Below are 15,031 nucleotides of genomic sequence, written 5' to 3'. Positions count from 1 at the left end.
CAGATCATCTCATACCCTAGGCCCGATTGATTACCCCCTCTGAGCCCGGCTCAGAGGGGGCTTTTGTTTTTGAGGCTGGTTTTTGGCAAAAGTGATGGGACTGCGGCGGCTGGACGCGGGTTTTGCCATTGGCCCGCTTCGCGGTAACGACTATAGACAAATACATGATTACAGAGCTCGGACATTTCGCCCTCATCCTCGCCTTCATGATTGCCATCGTTCAAATGGTGGTTCCAATGATTGGCGCCCATAAACGCTGGCCCGGCTGGATGGCCGTGGCCGAGCCCGCAGCACAGGCGCAGTTCTTCTTTACCGCCTTTGCCTTTGGGGCCCTTGTCTGGGCCTTTGTGACCTCGGATTTCTCGCTGCGGCTGGTGATGCTGAACAGCCATTCCGCCAAACCGATGCTGTATAAAATCTCAGGAACCTGGGGCAACCATGAGGGCTCGATGCTGCTCTGGGTGTTGATCGTCGCCTTGTTTGGCGCGGTGGCCTCGGTGTTTGGCGGCGGCTTGCCGCAGACCCTGAAGGCCCGAGTCCTGGCGGTGCAGGCCTCGATCGGGGTGGCGTTTTTTGCCTTTATTCTGTTCACATCAAACCCGTTTTTGCGGCTCGCTGTGCCGCCCTTTGATGGCCAGGATCTGAATCCGCTGCTGCAGGATCCCGGGCTCGCCTTTCACCCGCCGTTTTTGTACCTGGGCTATGTGGGCCTCTCGATGGCCTTTTCCTTTGCGGTGGCAGCCCTGATCGAAGGCCGCGTCGACGCCGCCTGGGCGCGCTGGGTGCGCCCCTGGACGCTGGCGGCCTGGATCTTTTTGACCATTGGCATCGCGCTTGGCAGCTGGTGGGCCTATTATGAACTCGGCTGGGGAGGGTTCTGGTTCTGGGATCCCGTTGAAAACGCCTCCTTCATGCCCTGGCTGCTGGCGGCAGCGCTGCTGCATTCGGCAATTGTCGTGGAAAAACGTGAGTCGTTGAAAAGCTGGACGATCCTGCTGGCAATCCTCGCCTTTGGCTTCTCGCTGGTTGGGACATTCATCGTACGCTCGGGGCTTTTGACCTCGGTACATGCCTTTGCCAATGACTCCGAGCGCGGGATTTTCATCCTGTTCATCCTGGCCTTCTTTACCGGGGGGGCGTTGACACTGTTTGCTGCCCGCGCCCAGGCGATGCAGGCGCGCGGGGTCTTTGGACTGGTCAGCCGCGAAGGCGCCCTGGTCGCCAATAACCTCCTGCTGGCCGTTGGCTGTTTTGTGGTGTTTTTTGGCACCCTCTGGCCCATTGTGGCGGAAATGGCCTTTGATCGTAAGCTCTCGGTTGGACCGCCGTTTTTCAACGCAGCCTTCACGCCCTTTATGGTGCTTCTGGGGGCCGTTCTGCCCATCGGGTCGATGTTGCCGTGGAAGCGCGGCAATCTGGGGCGAACCCTGAAAAAGCTGCGCTATGTCTTTGCCTTGGCACTGGCCCTGGGCGTGCTGGCCTGGGCGATGCAGACCGGGCGTTCGGCTCTGGGGCCGATTGGGTTGTTCCTGGGCTCCTGGGTGGTGTTTGGGGCCTTGGTTGACCTGTGGGGGCGGACCGGCAGCATGGCGCGTCTGATGCGCCTGCCACGTGCTGACTGGGGCAAAGCCACGGCCCATGCCGGGCTGGGCGTTACGATCTTTGCCATTGCCGGGCTGACTGCCTGGGATGTCGAAGATATCCGTGTGGCGCAGATTGGCTCCCCCTTTACGGTTGGCGCCTATGAGCTGACGCTGGACGGGGTCGAAAACGCGCGGGGGCCAAATTACTTTACCACCATGGCAACTGTCAGCGTGACCCGTGCGGGGCGTCATGTCGCGGTGATGCATCCTGAAAAGCGCAACTATCCGGTGGCCAAAATGCCCACAACCGAGGCGGCAATCGATTTTAGTTTGTTGCGTGACCTCTATGTGGTCATTGGCGACCAACAGGAGGGCGGCGGCTGGACCGTGCGCACCTATATCAAACCTCTGGCCAACTGGATCTGGGGCGGCTGCCTGTTGATGGCCCTTGGCGGCCTCCTGAGCCTGAGCGATCGTCGCTTTCGGGTGGCTGCGGGTGCAACCAAAGGCCAGGGTGGCACAAACGCACCAGCAGGGGTGGCGGCAGAATGACTATCCTAAAGACCTGGACGCCAGCCCGCGCCCTGACAGCCCGCGCTCAGTCAGCCCGCGCTCAGTCAGCCCGCGCCCTGTCAGCCTGTGTCCTGGCGCTGTTTTGCGCCTTGGCCGCTTTGACAGCCCTGCCGACGCCCGCCATGGCGGTGCAACCGGATGAGGTTCTGTCGGATCCGGCTTTGGAGGCCCGCGCCCGGGAGTTGTCCAAAGGTCTGCGCTGTCTGGTGTGCCGAAATGAAAACATCGACGAGTCCAATGCTGAACTGGCCCGTGATCTACGCATTCTGGTGCGCGAGCGCCTGGTGGAAGGCGACAGCAATGGCGAGGTGATCGACTTTGTGGTCGAGCGCTACGGCGAATACGTGCTGTTGCGGCCCACCACCTCGGGTGCCAATTGGCTGCTGTGGGCTGCTGGCCCTTTGATGCTGCTGTTGGCACTGATGGTTGCTGCTGGCTACATGCGTGGCCGGGGGCGGGCTGCCGGGGATGCGGATCCGGCGCTGAGCGATGAGGAACAGGCCCGGCTAAGCCAGATTCTCGACGAGTGACAATTTGGATGTGGTGACGCGGGGTTTGGCTTTCGCCTGCTTGTGCTTTGCGCCACGGTTGCGGGTAAACCGGGGCAGTGCGGTCGCAGAACCGGCCCCGCGTATACGAGACCCGCGTTTGAGAAATATGAGGCTTTGATGGACTACAAGGAAATCCTGTACACCTGTGAGGATGATCTGGCGATTGTCACGCTGAACCGCCCAGGCAAGATGAATGCGCTGACAGGCCAGATGCGGGCAGAGATCACGCATGCAATGAAACGCGCGGCATCCGAGGCCCGCGCGGTTGTGCTCACCGGGGCCGGGGGGGCGTTTTGCTCGGGCCAGGATCTGAGCGATGCTTCTGGCAATGGCGACATTGATATGGAACGCACCCTGCGGGATGAATACACCCCGATGCTGGAGGCCATCTATGACTGCCCGGTTCCGACCCTCTCTGTCATTAACGGTCCGGTTGCTGGCGCAGGCGCCAATCTGGCCCTGGCGGCAGATGTGGTGATTGCGACCGAAAGCGCCTATTTCCTGCAGGCTTTTGCCCGCATTGGCCTGATGCCGGATGCCGGTGGCACCTGGTTCCTGCCGCGCCAAATGGGCCTGGCCAAGGCCATGGGGGCCGCGCTGTTTGCGGATAAGATTTCTGCCAAACAGGCTAGCGACTGGGGGATGATCTGGGAGGCCATCCCGGATGATGACTTTGAAGCCCATTGGCGCGCACGCGCGGCCTATCTGGCCAATGGCCCAACCAAGGCCTTTGGCGCCATCAAAACCGCGATCCGCGCCAGCTATGGCAACAGCCTGCCGGAACAGCTCTCGGTTGAGGCGAGCCTGCAGGGGGAATGTGGCAAAACCCGTGATTTCAATGAGGGCGTCACCGCCTTTCTGGAAAAACGCCCCGCCACATTCGAGGGCCGTTAACGGTCAATTAGGTATGAAACCCTAAGACTCTATGCGTTGGGTGGATCGTCCTCTCGGCGCATTAGACGTTTTAGGATTTATTGTCGTGAAATTCACCTCCCATAATCTGTCCAGCCTCGCGCAGGATCAACAGCCCATCGTCACGGTCTTTTGCGCGGTGTGGCATCAACAGAAAAACAAGTTGGACCTGCTGCGGGCTCATTGGGAGAATTTGAAGTCCCAGACGTTAAATGTTCAACCCTGCTACATCTTTGACAACGGCGATACGGCACCAGATTGGCTGGATGCGCCCTGGCACAGTTTTGATGAACCACTGAGCATCTATGAAGCCTGGTCCGCCGGAACCGCCCTGTCGACGACGCCCTATGTGATGAACCTCAATATGGATGATCGCCTGGCACGCGATGCGGTGGGGCTGTTGGCGGGAACGGCGCTGGAGACAAATTCGGCGCTGGTCTGTGGCGAATGGGAGATCTGTTTTGACGAAAAGGATATGGCAGAGCCCTTTGATCTGACAGATATTGACTACACCCATTTCAAACCCACCTGGCCCCCGGTACTGGATCAAAACCTGCGCTTGGGCAGCGGCACCGGAGAGCGCGGGACCTTTGGCCCTGCAACGCTGTGGGATGTCCATATGATCGGAAAATGGTATCCATCCTATTTCAACAACGGTGAAGTGATCCGCTCCATGGGGGATGGGTTCTTTTGGTCGGTATTGAAAGGCAACAACCTAAAGCAAACCCGGGTGCCAAAAGTGATCGGCAAGTATCTTTCCGACCCCGAGTCGCAGGGGGAGTTTCGCCCGCATCAGGATGCCGAATTCCTGAGGGCCCATGGTATCAGCCAGCGCTCAATGTCCAGCCGTATTTTGTCTGGCGAGGTGGCCTGCACCAATGATGCAGACATGGCGCCCTTTATGACAGCGCCAGGCAGCCCGGCCAGTGTGCTCGCCCAGATGCAAGGGGCAGCCGCCTAGGGCGCCCCCTCGCTTTGCTTTTTTTGTGGTTTACCTTGTCCCGCAGGCGCTGGCGGATACAGAAAAGCCGCGTGAGGAGCAGATCCCAACGCGGCTTTCCCCTGGATGTTTTTAGCAGTGATCAGACCTAGGCAGTGGCAGCTGCAGCTGTGCCTGAGCCCTCGATCAGAACCAGATGTTTGGTCAGATCAAAGGTGGCGGGGTCTTGATCTTCGACCCGCAGAACCAAATGACCATTGGCAGAGATCAGCGCGTCAGAGGAGCCGCTGTCATTGTCCTGCATGGTTACGGTCATGACTGGCTCTGTTTGTGACGCGTCATAGGAATAGATCAGGTTGTCTTCATCCGGATCAAAATCGGTTATGGTTGCCGCTTCACCGCCTTCCAGCCAGGACAGCGCCATGAAGGTGTCTTCGCCGGCGCCGCCGGTGATGGTATCATTTACCCCAAAGATGACGGTGTCATCGCCGTTACCAGCATCAACAACATCGCCTTCGGTATCGGCATCGGAGATAAAGTCCATCGGCTGCGCAAGAACCGCGACAATGTCGTTTTCAGTGGCCGGGTCAAGATTGCCACTGGAGACAATCACGTCATTGCCGGTATCGCCATAGATGGTGTCAGCCCCTGAGGTATCAACCAAAAGATCTGCGTCGCGTCCGCCGCGGAGAAGGTCATTGCCCTCACCACCCAGGACCAGATCTTTGCCGTTGCCGCCAAAGACTTCATCGTCGCCTTCGCCACCATCGACGCTGTCCTGGCCGCCGTCGCCAAAGACGCGGTCATCGCCTTCTTTGCCGTCAAGACTGTCGTCGCCATTCTTGCCCAGGAGCGTGTTGTTTTCCGCGTCCCCGTCGATGTCGTCATCACCGCTGGCACCAATAAAGGAGTCGACATCAGAACCGCCCCCCGTGTCCCCGCCGGAATCGCTGCCGCTGCCGGTGTCAGCAGGTACATCATCATCGTCGTCGTCAATAATAAAGGCGATACCGGCAACCAGGCCGATACCCAAAAGCGCCATCCACATCATAGAAATGTCCCCCAGAAAGTGATCAATATTTTGTTTAAATTACCTCTGGTTGGGGCATTGGAACAAGACAATAAGAGACAGATTGTCTGGAAAACGGAACCAGAGCTTCCACAATGATTTAACGCTGCGGTGATTGTCGCCCACCGGGAACCAATTGCTGAAAATGGTCACAAAGAGGGCCAGGGTTGACCCCTATTTGAGCGCTGGTGGCCGCAAAAATACCTGACTTGGATGCTGGCGACTCACTGGGTGATTTTGTGGATGACCTGTTTGAGAGCGGTCAGCCGACAAAAAAGCCCCGCCAAAATGGCGAGGCTATTATTTTGTACAACGAGAACGTTTAGCGGTTTTCGATATCCACGTAGTCGCGCGCGGTTTGCCCAAGGTAGAGCTGGCGTGGACGACCAATTTTGTTCTGTGGATCTGCAATCATTTCTTTCCACTGCGAGATCCAGCCAACGGTGCGCGACAGAGCAAAGATTGGGGTGAACATCGAGGTGGGGAAACCCATCGCTTCGAGAATGATGCCGGAATAGAAGTCCACATTCGGGAACAGCTTCTTCTCTTTGAAATAGGGATCATTCAGCGCCGTCTGTTCCAGCTCTTTGGCAACCTGCAGTAGCGGGTTGTCTTCGACGCCCAGAAGTTCGAGCACCTCATCAGCGGACTGTTTCAGAACCGTGGCGCGCGGGTCGGTGTTTTTGTAAACACGGTGACCAAAGCCCATCAGACGGAAGGGATCATCCTTGTCTTTGGCGCGGGCGATGAATTCAGGAATGCGGTCAACGGTCCCAATTTCCTTGAGCATCTCCAGGCAGGCCTGGTTGGCGCCACCATGGGCAGGGCCCCAAAGGCAGGCGATGCCCGCAGCGATACAGGCAAATGGGTTTGCACCCGAAGACGAGGCCAGGCGCACGGTCGAGGTCGAGGCGTTTTGCTCGTGATCTGCGTGCAGGGTAAAGATCCGGTCCATTGCGCGGCTCAGGATCGGGTTCACGTTGTAGTCTTCGGCGGGCACCGAGAAGCACATGTGCAGGAAGTTGGCTGCATAATCCAGGTCGTTGCGTGGGTACACAAAAGGCTGACCGATGGAATATTTATAGGCCATGGCTGCAATTGTCGGCAGTTTGGCGATCAGACGGATCGAGGCCACTTCGCGCTGCCAGGGATCGGAAATATCGGTGGAATCGTGATAGAAGGCAGACATCGCCCCCACAACGCCAACCAGGGTTGCCATTGGATGCGCATCGCGGCGGAACCCACGGAAGAAATTGTGCATTTGCTCATGCACCATGGTGTGACGGGTCACACGGGCTTCAAAATCTTCCAGCTGTGTCGCAGTTGGTAGCTCACCATAAAGCAGCAGATAACAGACTTCCAGGTAGTGCGACTGCGAGGCCAGCTGATCAATCGGGTAGCCTCGGTGCAGCAGCTCGCCCTTGCCACCATCAATAAAGGTGATGGTGCTGTCGCAGCTGGCGGTCGAGGTGAAGCCCGGATCATAGGTAAAAACGCCGGCCTGGGCATAGAGTTTGCGGATGTCTAGAACATCAGGGCCGGCGGTTGGCGAGAAAATGGGAAGCTCATAGTCTTGGCCATTCAGGCTGAGCTTTGCGGTCTTCTGTGTCTCGGTCATAGATGTCCCTTCCTGTATCAGGCACGAATACCCGGAATTTCCTCCCGGGCACGGTGCAGGCAGAACCTGCGCGCGGATCGCGCAGGTGAGGTCGTATAGAAACAGGCTTACTGACCAGTTAAGGACAGGGGTAGCCTGTGGCGTCGTTGAGCCGGGCCATTGTTTCTTCGCGGCCCAGGATCAGCATCATGTCAAACACCGACGGTGTTGCGGCGCGACCGGCCAACACGGCCCGCAGGGGGGCGGCCAGTTTGCCGAACTTGGTGTCATGGGCTTCTGCAAATGTATTGAAAAGCGCCTCAAGATCGTCACGGGTCCAGCTAACACTTTGCAACTGCGGCGTCAATTGAGCCAGTATACCGTCGGATACATTTGCCAGTGCCTTGGCGGCTTTTTCATCTGGTTCAACTGGCCGGGATGTCAGAACAAAATGAGCTTTTTCAAGCAGGTCAGGGAAAGTTTTGGCCCGGTCCTTGAGGCAATACATCGCACGTTCAAGATTTGCTGACTTTACGTCATCTAGCGGTGTTTTTCCAGCAGCGATCAAGTATTCCTGAATTTCTTGCCGCAGTGCAGCGTCATCGCTAACAGCAATATGTTGTCCCGACAGGTTCTCCAGCTTTTTTGTGTCAAATCGGGCCGGGCTTTTGCCAATGGCCGCAAGCCCGAACCACTCCTGTGCCTGGGCATCAGTGAAAAATTCGTCATCACCATGGCTCCAGCCCAGGCGGGCCAGATAGTTCCGCATCCCCGCAGCGCTGTAGCCCATGGCCTGATATTCCTGGGCGCCAAGCGCGCCATGGCGTTTGGAGAGCTTTTTGCCATCCGCCCCGTGGATCAGTGGAATATGGGCCCAGACCGGAATATCCCAGCCCATCGCATCATAGATCACCATCTGGCGGGCTGCATTGTTCAAATGATCGTCGCCCCGGATCACATGGGTCACGCCCATATCGTGATCATCAACCACCACCGCCAGCATGTAGACCGGCGTGCCGTCTGAGCGCAGCAGAATCATGTCATCCAGCTGGTTGTTCTGAATCGTGACATCGCCCTGCACCTGATCCTGGATCACCGTGACCCCCTCCTGCGGGGCCTTGATGCGGATCACATAGGGGGCATCCGGGTGGCTCTCGGCGTTGGCGTCCCGCCAGGGGGAGCGATAGAGCGTTGATTTTCCCTCAGTTTTTGCGGCATCCCGAAAAGCTGCAATTTCGTCCTGGGTGGCGAAACATTTATAGGCCTTACCCTCGGCCAGCAGCTGTTCTGCGACCTCGGCATGGCGTTTAGCGCCTTCAAACTGGCTGACAATTTCGCCGTCATGATCCAGACCCAGCCAGTTCATGCCTTGCAAGATAGCGGCCGTTGCCTCGGGCGTGGAGCGCGCACGATCGGTGTCTTCGATACGCAAAAGAAACTTGCCACCGCGGCCGCGCGCAAAAAGCCAGTTAAACAGGGCGGTACGGGCGCCACCAATGTGCAAATAGCCTGTAGGAGAGGGGGCGAAGCGTGTGACGACGGGTTTGGACATGAGGTGATCTGCCTTTGGAAACCAAAAATGAGCCGGATTTTCTGCCTGTGTACCGAGGCGCGGAAGCCGGAGCAACCTTGCAGATCTTGTTGCGCATTGATCAGGCCCTGTTGGCGCAGCGTGGATCGTTGATGCCTTGGATCCCGGTTTGTCTCGGGCTTGGCATCGGGTGGTTCTTTCTGCTGCGCAGCGACCCGGGTATTTTTGCTTTGTGTCTGCTGGCTTTGACCCTGCTCGTGGCACTGCCTCTGACCCGTTGCCGGGATGCCCGGGCGATTGTTGCCTGGGCGATCCTCCTCATTGGCCTGGGCTTTTCTGCGGCCCAGTTACGGACCTCTCTCGTGCAGGCGCCGGTGCTGTCGTTTCGCTACTATGGCCCGGTCGAGGGGCGGGTCATCGCCATGGATCGCGCCAGTAGTGGCGCCGTTAGAGTGACCCTGGATCATGTGCGGCTGGCGCGTGTGGCACCTGGGAAGCGTCCCGCACGGGTGCGGTTGACGCTGGCCGCTGGCAGCAACAGCCCGGCGGTGGGGGCAACCGTGGCCACCACTGCCCATTTGATGCCTCCCCAGGGCCCAAGCGAGCCGGGAGGGTTTGATTTTCGCCGATATGCCTGGTTCAACAAAATTGGTGCCAATGGCTATACCCGTGTGCCGGTTGTGGTTCTGCAGCCTGCGCAATCCGGGCTGTATCTGCACAGGTTCCGCTATCGCCTGTCCCAGGCAGTGCAACGCCGTTTGGGGCCCAAAACCGGTGGATTCGCCGCTGCAATCATCGCAGGAGACAGAAGCGGGGTCGCCCCGGAAGATCTGCAGGCGTTGCGGGCAAGCAACCTGGCCCATCTGCTGGCGATCTCTGGGCTTCACATGGGGTTGTTGACCGGGTTTGTGTTTACAGTGCTGCGGTTTTCGCTCTGCTTGATCCCGTCAATTGCCCTGCGGTTGAACATCAAAAAGATCTCTGCAGGGGCGGCGCTTGCGGTGGGGGCCATCTACCTCGGGATCTCTGGTGCAAGCATATCCACGGAACGGGCCTTTATTATGGTTCTGGTCCTGTTCATGGCGGTTTTACTGGACCGGCGCGCCCTATCCTTAAGAGCCGTTTCCGTGGCGGCGACACTTGTATTGTTGCGCAGGCCGGATACACTGATGAGCCCCGGCTTTCAGATGAGCTTTGCCGCAACCACCGCTTTGGTCGCGGTGTTTGGCTGGATCAGAACCCAGCAGTTGGCAGTGGGTCCGGCCTGGCTACGGCCGGTCCTGACGGTGATTGTTTCCTCGGCAGTGGCCGGAGCCGCAACCGCGCCCTTTGGTGCTGCCCACTTTCATGTCCTGTCCCATTACGGGCTTATTGGCAATGTGCTGGCGGTTCCCATCATGGGATTGGTTGTTGTTCCTGCTGCGGTATTATCCCTCTGTCTGGCGCCTTTTGGTGCCGAACAGATCGGAGTTTTCTTTCTGCAGATTGGTCTTGAATGGATATTGGGGGTTGCGGCCTGGGTCGCGGCCTTTCCACATGCGCAGAGTGGGGTGGTGATGCCCGGCCATTGGGTGCTGCCACTTTTCACCCTGGGGGCGCTGGTTGTGCTGCTCTGGCAGGGGCGGCTGCGATGGGCTGGGCTGGGCTTGATTGGATTTTCCATCGCAGTTTGGGGGCAGGCGAATAGGCCAATTCTACTTGTTTCGGCCAATGGGGCGCTGGTCGGGGTGTTGACCCCGCAGGGCAGAGCTTTGTCCCGAGCAAACAGTCAGGGGTACACGGCCAAAAGCTGGTTGGCGGCGGATGGCACGCTGGTGTCACATAGTGAGGCTGCGCAGCGGTGGACGGCCCTCAGCCAAGACAGGGATATCTGGGTGTTTGGACGCCGGATTGTGCATATTACCGGCAAGCGGCAGGCTGGTGAATTTGTAAACTGCCACGCGGCAGATTTGGTCATTGCCAACACGGCCCTTGCGCCAGAAGGCAGCTGCCAGGTTCTGGGGCCGGATCACCTGCGGCGCAGTGGCAGCATCAAAATGGCTCGAGATGGCACATTGGTCACCGCAAATGAACTGGCCGGAAACCGCCCCTGGTCGCGCCCCTGACCTGTCCCGACTCCAGGTGGTGGCAGTGGCTTGCCAGCCCGTAAGCCCAAAGGTCAGTAGCTGCGGATCAAGCCAACCAGCCGCCCCTGAACCTTAACCTGATCTTCTGCAAAGATACGGGTTTCATAGGCGGGGTTTTCGGCCTCAAGCGCAATGGCACCATTGCGGCGGAACAGCCGCTTCAGCGTCGCCTCTTCGTCGGCAATTAGGGCAACAACGATATCCCCATCATCCGCAGTGTCGGCTTCGCGGATCACCACGATGTCGCCATCGTTGATCCCTGCATTGATCATCGAGTCGCCGCGGACCTCCAATGCGTAGTGTTTGCCATTGGTAGACAACATGGTTTGAGGGATTGCGATCTGATGGGTGATCTCGTTGATCGCCTCGATTGGCACCCCTGCAGCAATGCGGCCCATGACCGGAATTTGTAGTGAGGCAATAACAGAATCCGAAGAAGTGGTAGACGGGGCGGCGTCACGGGTGCTTCTGTGCGTTTCCAAGTCGATTGCAGTCCCGGTTGCGCGCGTCCCAGTTTCGCGCGTCCCGGTGGCGCTATCGTCCCTGGAGAGGCCTGCGGCGCCCCCGATGTTTTCTGGCAGGCGCAAAATTTCGATCGCCCGCGCGCGGTGGGCAAGACGCCGGATAAATCCACGTTCTTCTAGCGCAGTGATGAGCCGGTGAATCCCCGATTTGGAGCGCAGATCAAGGGCAACCTTCATTTCATCAAAACTGGGAGGAACACCGTCCTTTTGCAGGCGCCGATGTATGAAGTTCAATAAATCCAACTGCTTCTTGGTTAGCATTTCTGTCCCTCCAAATACATCTGTTGCGCTTTGTTCTATTCATGTTCCCGTTTTGTGTCAACAACACAAGAACACCGCAGCCTCTTTTGTGAGGTTTTCACTGTTGGAGGATTCCGGAGTTTCCCACTTGGGCAGGTTCAGATCGGCAGGTATTGCAGGGTCTCGCCGGGGCGTTGCGCTGGCGCATTGGGCGGCAAGATAAGCAAGGCATTGGCATCGGCCAGAACGGTCAGCAACGAGCTGTCTTGTGCGGGCGAAACGGTGACCTTACCTGCAGCAACCGTCGCACGCATATAGTGTTCCCGCGGCCCGTTCGCCGCCAGTTCATGGGTTAGGGTTGCGGTTTGCAGCGGTTCGACCCCTGGCTGCAATCCCAACATGCTTTGGATCATAGGTCGCAAGAAGATATGCCCGCAAACCATTGCAGAAACAGGGTTTCCCGGCAGGCCGACCATGGCGGTCTTGCCCATGCGCCCGGCCATCAGCGGCTTTCCGGGGCGCATGGCAACCTTGTAAAAACTGCGCTCCATTCCCAGATCAGCCGAGACCTTGGCGACCAGATCATGATCCCCAACCGAAGCACCGCCAATGGTGACAACCAGATCGACGTCACGCGCCAGAGAGAAGGCCATTTTCAGCGAGGGCTCATTGTCTTTGGCAATGGGCAAAATCCGCACCTCTGCGCCAAACTCTTCCAGCATCGCCTTGAGACCAAAGGTATTTGAGGCGATGATTTGATCCGGACCGGGGGTGCCACCAGGCATCACCAATTCGTCGCCGGTTGAGATCAAGGCGACCACAGGGCGGCGGAAAACAGGAACCACGGGGATATTCATCGCCGCCAAAAGCGCCACATCAGAGGCCCGCAGGAGACGCGGCGCATTGACGGTTTGGCCGATGCTGAAGTCACCGCCACGGGGGCGGATATTGTCCGAGTCGCCGGGGTGATTGAGGATGGTGATCAGATCCTTCTTGCGGCCAACATCCTCTTGAATAACCACAAAATCGGCGCCGTCCGGAACTGGCGCGCCGGTGAAAATCCGCACCGCCTGACCGGCCTTTAGGGTGCCATCAAAACGATGCCCTGCGGCGGCCTCACCGATGACCTGAAACATGGCATGCAGTTCAACTTCGTGCCGTTTTAGCGCGTAGCCATCCATCGCCGAGGCGGAAAAGGGCGGCTGGTCCCGCGTGGCGCTGACCGGCTGAGCCAAGACCCGGCCATTGGCCTGGGCTAGGGGGACCTGCTCAACTTCGGTCACGGAGCTGAGCTGAAAAAGAGCCGCGCGGGCCTCGGAAACTGAAATCATCTACGCCTCGTATCGCCCTGATTTTCCGCCATCTTTTAGCACCACCCTGGTGCCGCCAATCTGCATTCCCTTATCCACGGCTTTGGCCATGTCATAGACGGTGAGACAGGCCACTGACACCGCCGTCAGGGCCTCCATCTCTACACCGGTTTGGCCGGTGGTCTTGACGGTGGCCTGCACCCGGACGCCGGGCAGATCGGGATCCAGCGACAGATCAACGGCGACCTTGGTAATGGCAAGCGGGTGGCACAGCGGGATCAGGTCGGGCGTCTTTTTCGCCCCCATAATACCTGCCAGCCGCGCCACGCTGAGCACATCGCCTTTTTTGGCCTTGCCTTGGGAAATGATTTCAAAGGTTTGTGGGGCCATGGTGATGTGACCCTCGGCAACGGCCACACGCGCGGTGACCTCTTTGTCGGAGACATCAACCATATGGGCGTCGCCCTTGGTGTCAAAATGGGTCAGAGCCATGTTCAGAGTGCCCCGGGGATCAGCGGGTCCGCCAGCAGGCTGCGGGTCGCTTGCGCCACATCTTCTTGTCGCATCAGGGATTCCCCGATCAAAAAGGCCCGGGCGCCATAGCGGGCCATATCCGCCAGGTCCTGCGGAGTGGACAGGCCGCTTTCGCAGACGATGCTGCGCCCGGCAGGCACCAGTCGCGACAGATAACGGGTGGTGTCCAATGTTGTTTCAAAGGTTTTCAGATTGCGGTTGTTGATCCCCATCAGGGGGGATTTCAGCAGGCTGGCGCGCTCCAGCTCGGCCTCGTCATGGACCTCCAGCAGCACATCCATTCCCCAACCCACGGCGCAGTCTTCCAGCTCGGCGGCCTGTGCATCGCTCACCGAAGCGAGAATGATCAGGATACAATCGGCGCCCAGGGCGCGGGCCTCGGCAACCTGATAGGTATCATACATGAAATCTTTGCGCAGGGCGGGCAGGGAGCAGGCCTCTCTGGCCTCCACCAGGAAGGATTTGGCGCCCTGAAAGCTCGGCGTATCGGTCAGAACCGAAAGGCAGGCAGCGCCGCCCTGTTCATAGGCCTGTGCCAGCGCGGCAGGGTTGAAATCTTCTCGGATCAGGCCCTTGGAGGGGCTGGCTTTTTTGATTTCCGCAATCAGCCCATAGCCGTCGCGGGCGGCGCTGGAAAGCGCCGAGGCAAAGCCCCTGGGGGCAGAGGCGTCGCGGGCTTCTGCTTCGACCTCGGACAATGGCTTGGCGATTTTGTCAGCGGCTATTTCTTCCAGCTTATAGGCCTTGATCTTGTCCAGAACATTTTCAGCCATGCTCCTGCCTCCTGTTTGTCATTGCTTGCCCTCAGATTGACCAGTCGATTGGCACGGAACCACGCGCGGCAAGCCAGCTGTTGATCTCCGAAAACACCCCTGAGCCAAAGAAGCCGCGGTGGGCAGAGAGCGGAGAAGGATGGGCGCTCTTCAGGATTAGGTGATCGCCCGGATGGATATGTTTTTCAAGTCTCTGCGCCTGTTTTCCCCAGAATACATAGGCGGTTGGCTTTTGGGAGGTCTTGGCGAGCACCTGTTCCACAAGCGGCGCCCAGCCCAGATCCCTGTGCCCATTGGCTTCGCCTGCGGGTACGGAAAGCGCGGTGTTGAGCATCAGAATGCCCTGTTGCGCCCAGTTTTGCAAATCACCTGTGGCGGGGTGACGGCCAATGTCTTCCTGTAGTTCTTTGTAAATATTGGAAAGAGACCGAGGCAGGGGCCTTACGTCCGGCGCGACTGAAAAGGCCAGCCCATTGGCATGCCCCGGCGTGGGATAGGGATCCTGACCAAGAATGACCACGCGGGTTTGCGCCAGCGGTGTCAGCTCAAAAGCCGCAAACCGAAGTGGCTCGGGTGGCAGAATACTCCGGGTGTCTGCATCCAGGCGCGCTTTGATGCCTGGCCAGTTCTCGGAGAAAAACGCCAGGTCACTCCAGTCGCCCAGACGGTCTGCCAGGCGGTCTGTCAGACGGTCTGCCGGGCTGTTCGCCAGGTTTTGTTCTGGGCGGGCGTTGTGGCTGTCTCCTAGCGGGGCCAAGCCATCAGTCT

13 protein-coding genes are annotated in these 15,031 nt (G+C 58.6%); 5 read left to right on the top strand and 8 right to left on the bottom strand.

What is annotated here, in order from left to right:
* The first annotated feature begins 164 nt into the window (after positions 1 to 164).
* From ARCT_RS0112515 to ARCT_RS25970, 4 genes are all read left to right on the top strand, one after another.
* The gene (locus ARCT_RS0112515) at positions 165 to 2,135 is read left to right on the top strand and encodes a heme lyase CcmF/NrfE family subunit (protein WP_036784838.1); all 1,971 of its coding nucleotides are present in this window, start codon (positions 165 to 167) and stop codon (positions 2,133 to 2,135) included.
* Positions 2,132 to 2,686, top strand: coding sequence for a cytochrome c-type biogenesis protein (locus tag ARCT_RS0112510; RefSeq protein WP_084300844.1), 555 nt, complete (start codon positions 2,132 to 2,134; stop codon positions 2,684 to 2,686). Before ARCT_RS0112515 ends, ARCT_RS0112510 begins: the two co-directional genes overlap by 4 nt.
* 138 nt (positions 2,687 to 2,824) lie before the next feature.
* On the top strand, positions 2,825 to 3,601 hold the full coding sequence (locus tag ARCT_RS0112505) for an enoyl-CoA hydratase-related protein (protein ID WP_027240393.1): 777 nt from the start codon (positions 2,825 to 2,827) through the stop codon (positions 3,599 to 3,601).
* Between the two features lie 85 nt (positions 3,602 to 3,686).
* Entirely contained in the window at positions 3,687 to 4,580 is an 894-nt protein-coding gene (locus tag ARCT_RS25970; protein WP_205855524.1) for a glycosyltransferase family 2 protein, read from the top strand.
* 127 nt (positions 4,581 to 4,707) lie between these two features.
* Here the strand turns inward: ARCT_RS25970 and ARCT_RS27980 are convergent, their stop codons facing one another.
* The 3 genes from ARCT_RS27980 to gltX all read right to left on the bottom strand — a co-directional run bounded on the left by ARCT_RS27980 (position 4,708) and on the right by gltX (position 8,777).
* The gene (locus ARCT_RS27980; RefSeq protein WP_161631315.1) at positions 4,708 to 5,601 is read right to left on the bottom strand and encodes a calcium-binding protein; all 894 of its coding nucleotides are present in this window, start codon (positions 5,599 to 5,601) and stop codon (positions 4,708 to 4,710) included.
* Between the two features lie 349 nt (positions 5,602 to 5,950).
* A complete protein-coding gene (gene gltA, locus ARCT_RS0112485; protein ID WP_027240391.1) occupies positions 5,951 to 7,246 on the bottom strand; it encodes a citrate synthase in 1,296 nt (431 codons plus the stop codon).
* Positions 7,247 to 7,364: 118 nt separating this feature from the next.
* Positions 7,365 to 8,777: a glutamate--tRNA ligase gene (gltX, locus tag ARCT_RS0112480; RefSeq protein WP_027240390.1), complete on the bottom strand. Its 1,413-nt coding sequence runs from the start codon at positions 8,775 to 8,777 to the stop codon at positions 7,365 to 7,367.
* 77 nt (positions 8,778 to 8,854) lie between these two features.
* Between gltX and ARCT_RS0112475 the strand changes: the two genes are divergently transcribed.
* Positions 8,855 to 10,861 carry a ComEC/Rec2 family competence protein gene (locus ARCT_RS0112475; protein ID WP_027240389.1) on the top strand — a complete coding sequence of 669 codons (2,007 nt, stop codon included), beginning with the start codon at positions 8,855 to 8,857 and terminating at the stop codon, positions 10,859 to 10,861.
* A gap of 53 nt (positions 10,862 to 10,914) precedes the next feature.
* Here ARCT_RS0112475 and lexA read toward each other — a convergent pair whose 3' ends face one another.
* From lexA to ARCT_RS0112450, 5 genes are all read right to left on the bottom strand, one after another.
* Positions 10,915 to 11,667 (bottom strand): transcriptional repressor LexA, encoded by a 753-nt coding sequence (lexA, locus tag ARCT_RS0112470; protein WP_027240388.1) that lies wholly within the window; start codon positions 11,665 to 11,667, stop codon positions 10,915 to 10,917.
* Between the two features lie 137 nt (positions 11,668 to 11,804).
* Positions 11,805 to 12,977: a molybdopterin molybdotransferase MoeA gene (locus ARCT_RS0112465; protein ID WP_027240387.1), complete on the bottom strand. Its 1,173-nt coding sequence runs from the start codon at positions 12,975 to 12,977 to the stop codon at positions 11,805 to 11,807.
* On the bottom strand, positions 12,978 to 13,448 hold the full coding sequence (gene moaC, locus ARCT_RS0112460) for a cyclic pyranopterin monophosphate synthase MoaC (RefSeq protein ID WP_027240386.1): 471 nt from the start codon (positions 13,446 to 13,448) through the stop codon (positions 12,978 to 12,980).
* Between the two features lie 2 nt (positions 13,449 to 13,450).
* Positions 13,451 to 14,263, bottom strand: a complete 813-nt coding sequence (gene trpC, locus ARCT_RS0112455) for an indole-3-glycerol phosphate synthase TrpC (protein WP_027240385.1) — start codon at positions 14,261 to 14,263, stop codon at positions 13,451 to 13,453.
* A 31-nt stretch (positions 14,264 to 14,294) separates the two neighbouring features.
* Entirely contained in the window at positions 14,295 to 14,951 is a 657-nt protein-coding gene (locus ARCT_RS0112450) for a uracil-DNA glycosylase (protein WP_027240384.1), read from the bottom strand.
* Positions 14,952 to 15,031 lie beyond the last annotated feature (80 nt).

The sequence above is a fragment of the Pseudophaeobacter arcticus DSM 23566 genome (assembly GCF_000473205.1).
Lineage (GTDB): Bacteria > Pseudomonadota > Alphaproteobacteria > Rhodobacterales > Rhodobacteraceae > Pseudophaeobacter > Pseudophaeobacter arcticus.
Note: the sequence above shows the minus strand (reverse complement) of the source record. Positions and strands in the feature narration are given on the sequence as shown.

Coding starts and splice junctions, on each gene's coding strand:
- ARCT_RS0112515 (WP_036784838.1), top strand. CDS start 165: ATGATTACAGAGCTCGGACATTTCGCCCTCATCCTCGCCTTCATGATT.
- ARCT_RS0112510 (WP_084300844.1), top strand. CDS start 2,132: ATGACTATCCTAAAGACCTGGACGCCAGCCCGCGCCCTGACAGCCCGC.
- ARCT_RS0112505 (WP_027240393.1), top strand. CDS start 2,825: ATGGACTACAAGGAAATCCTGTACACCTGTGAGGATGATCTGGCGATT.
- ARCT_RS27980 (WP_161631315.1), bottom strand. CDS start 5,601: ATGGCGCTTTTGGGTATCGGCCTGGTTGCCGGTATCGCCTTTATTATT.
- gltA (WP_027240391.1), bottom strand. CDS start 7,246: ATGACCGAGACACAGAAGACCGCAAAGCTCAGCCTGAATGGCCAAGAC.
- gltX (WP_027240390.1), bottom strand. CDS start 8,777: ATGTCCAAACCCGTCGTCACACGCTTCGCCCCCTCTCCTACAGGCTAT.
- lexA (WP_027240388.1), bottom strand. CDS start 11,667: ATGCTAACCAAGAAGCAGTTGGATTTATTGAACTTCATACATCGGCGC.
- ARCT_RS0112465 (WP_027240387.1), bottom strand. CDS start 12,977: ATGATTTCAGTTTCCGAGGCCCGCGCGGCTCTTTTTCAGCTCAGCTCC.
- moaC (WP_027240386.1), bottom strand. CDS start 13,448: ATGGCTCTGACCCATTTTGACACCAAGGGCGACGCCCATATGGTTGAT.
- trpC (WP_027240385.1), bottom strand. CDS start 14,263: ATGGCTGAAAATGTTCTGGACAAGATCAAGGCCTATAAGCTGGAAGAA.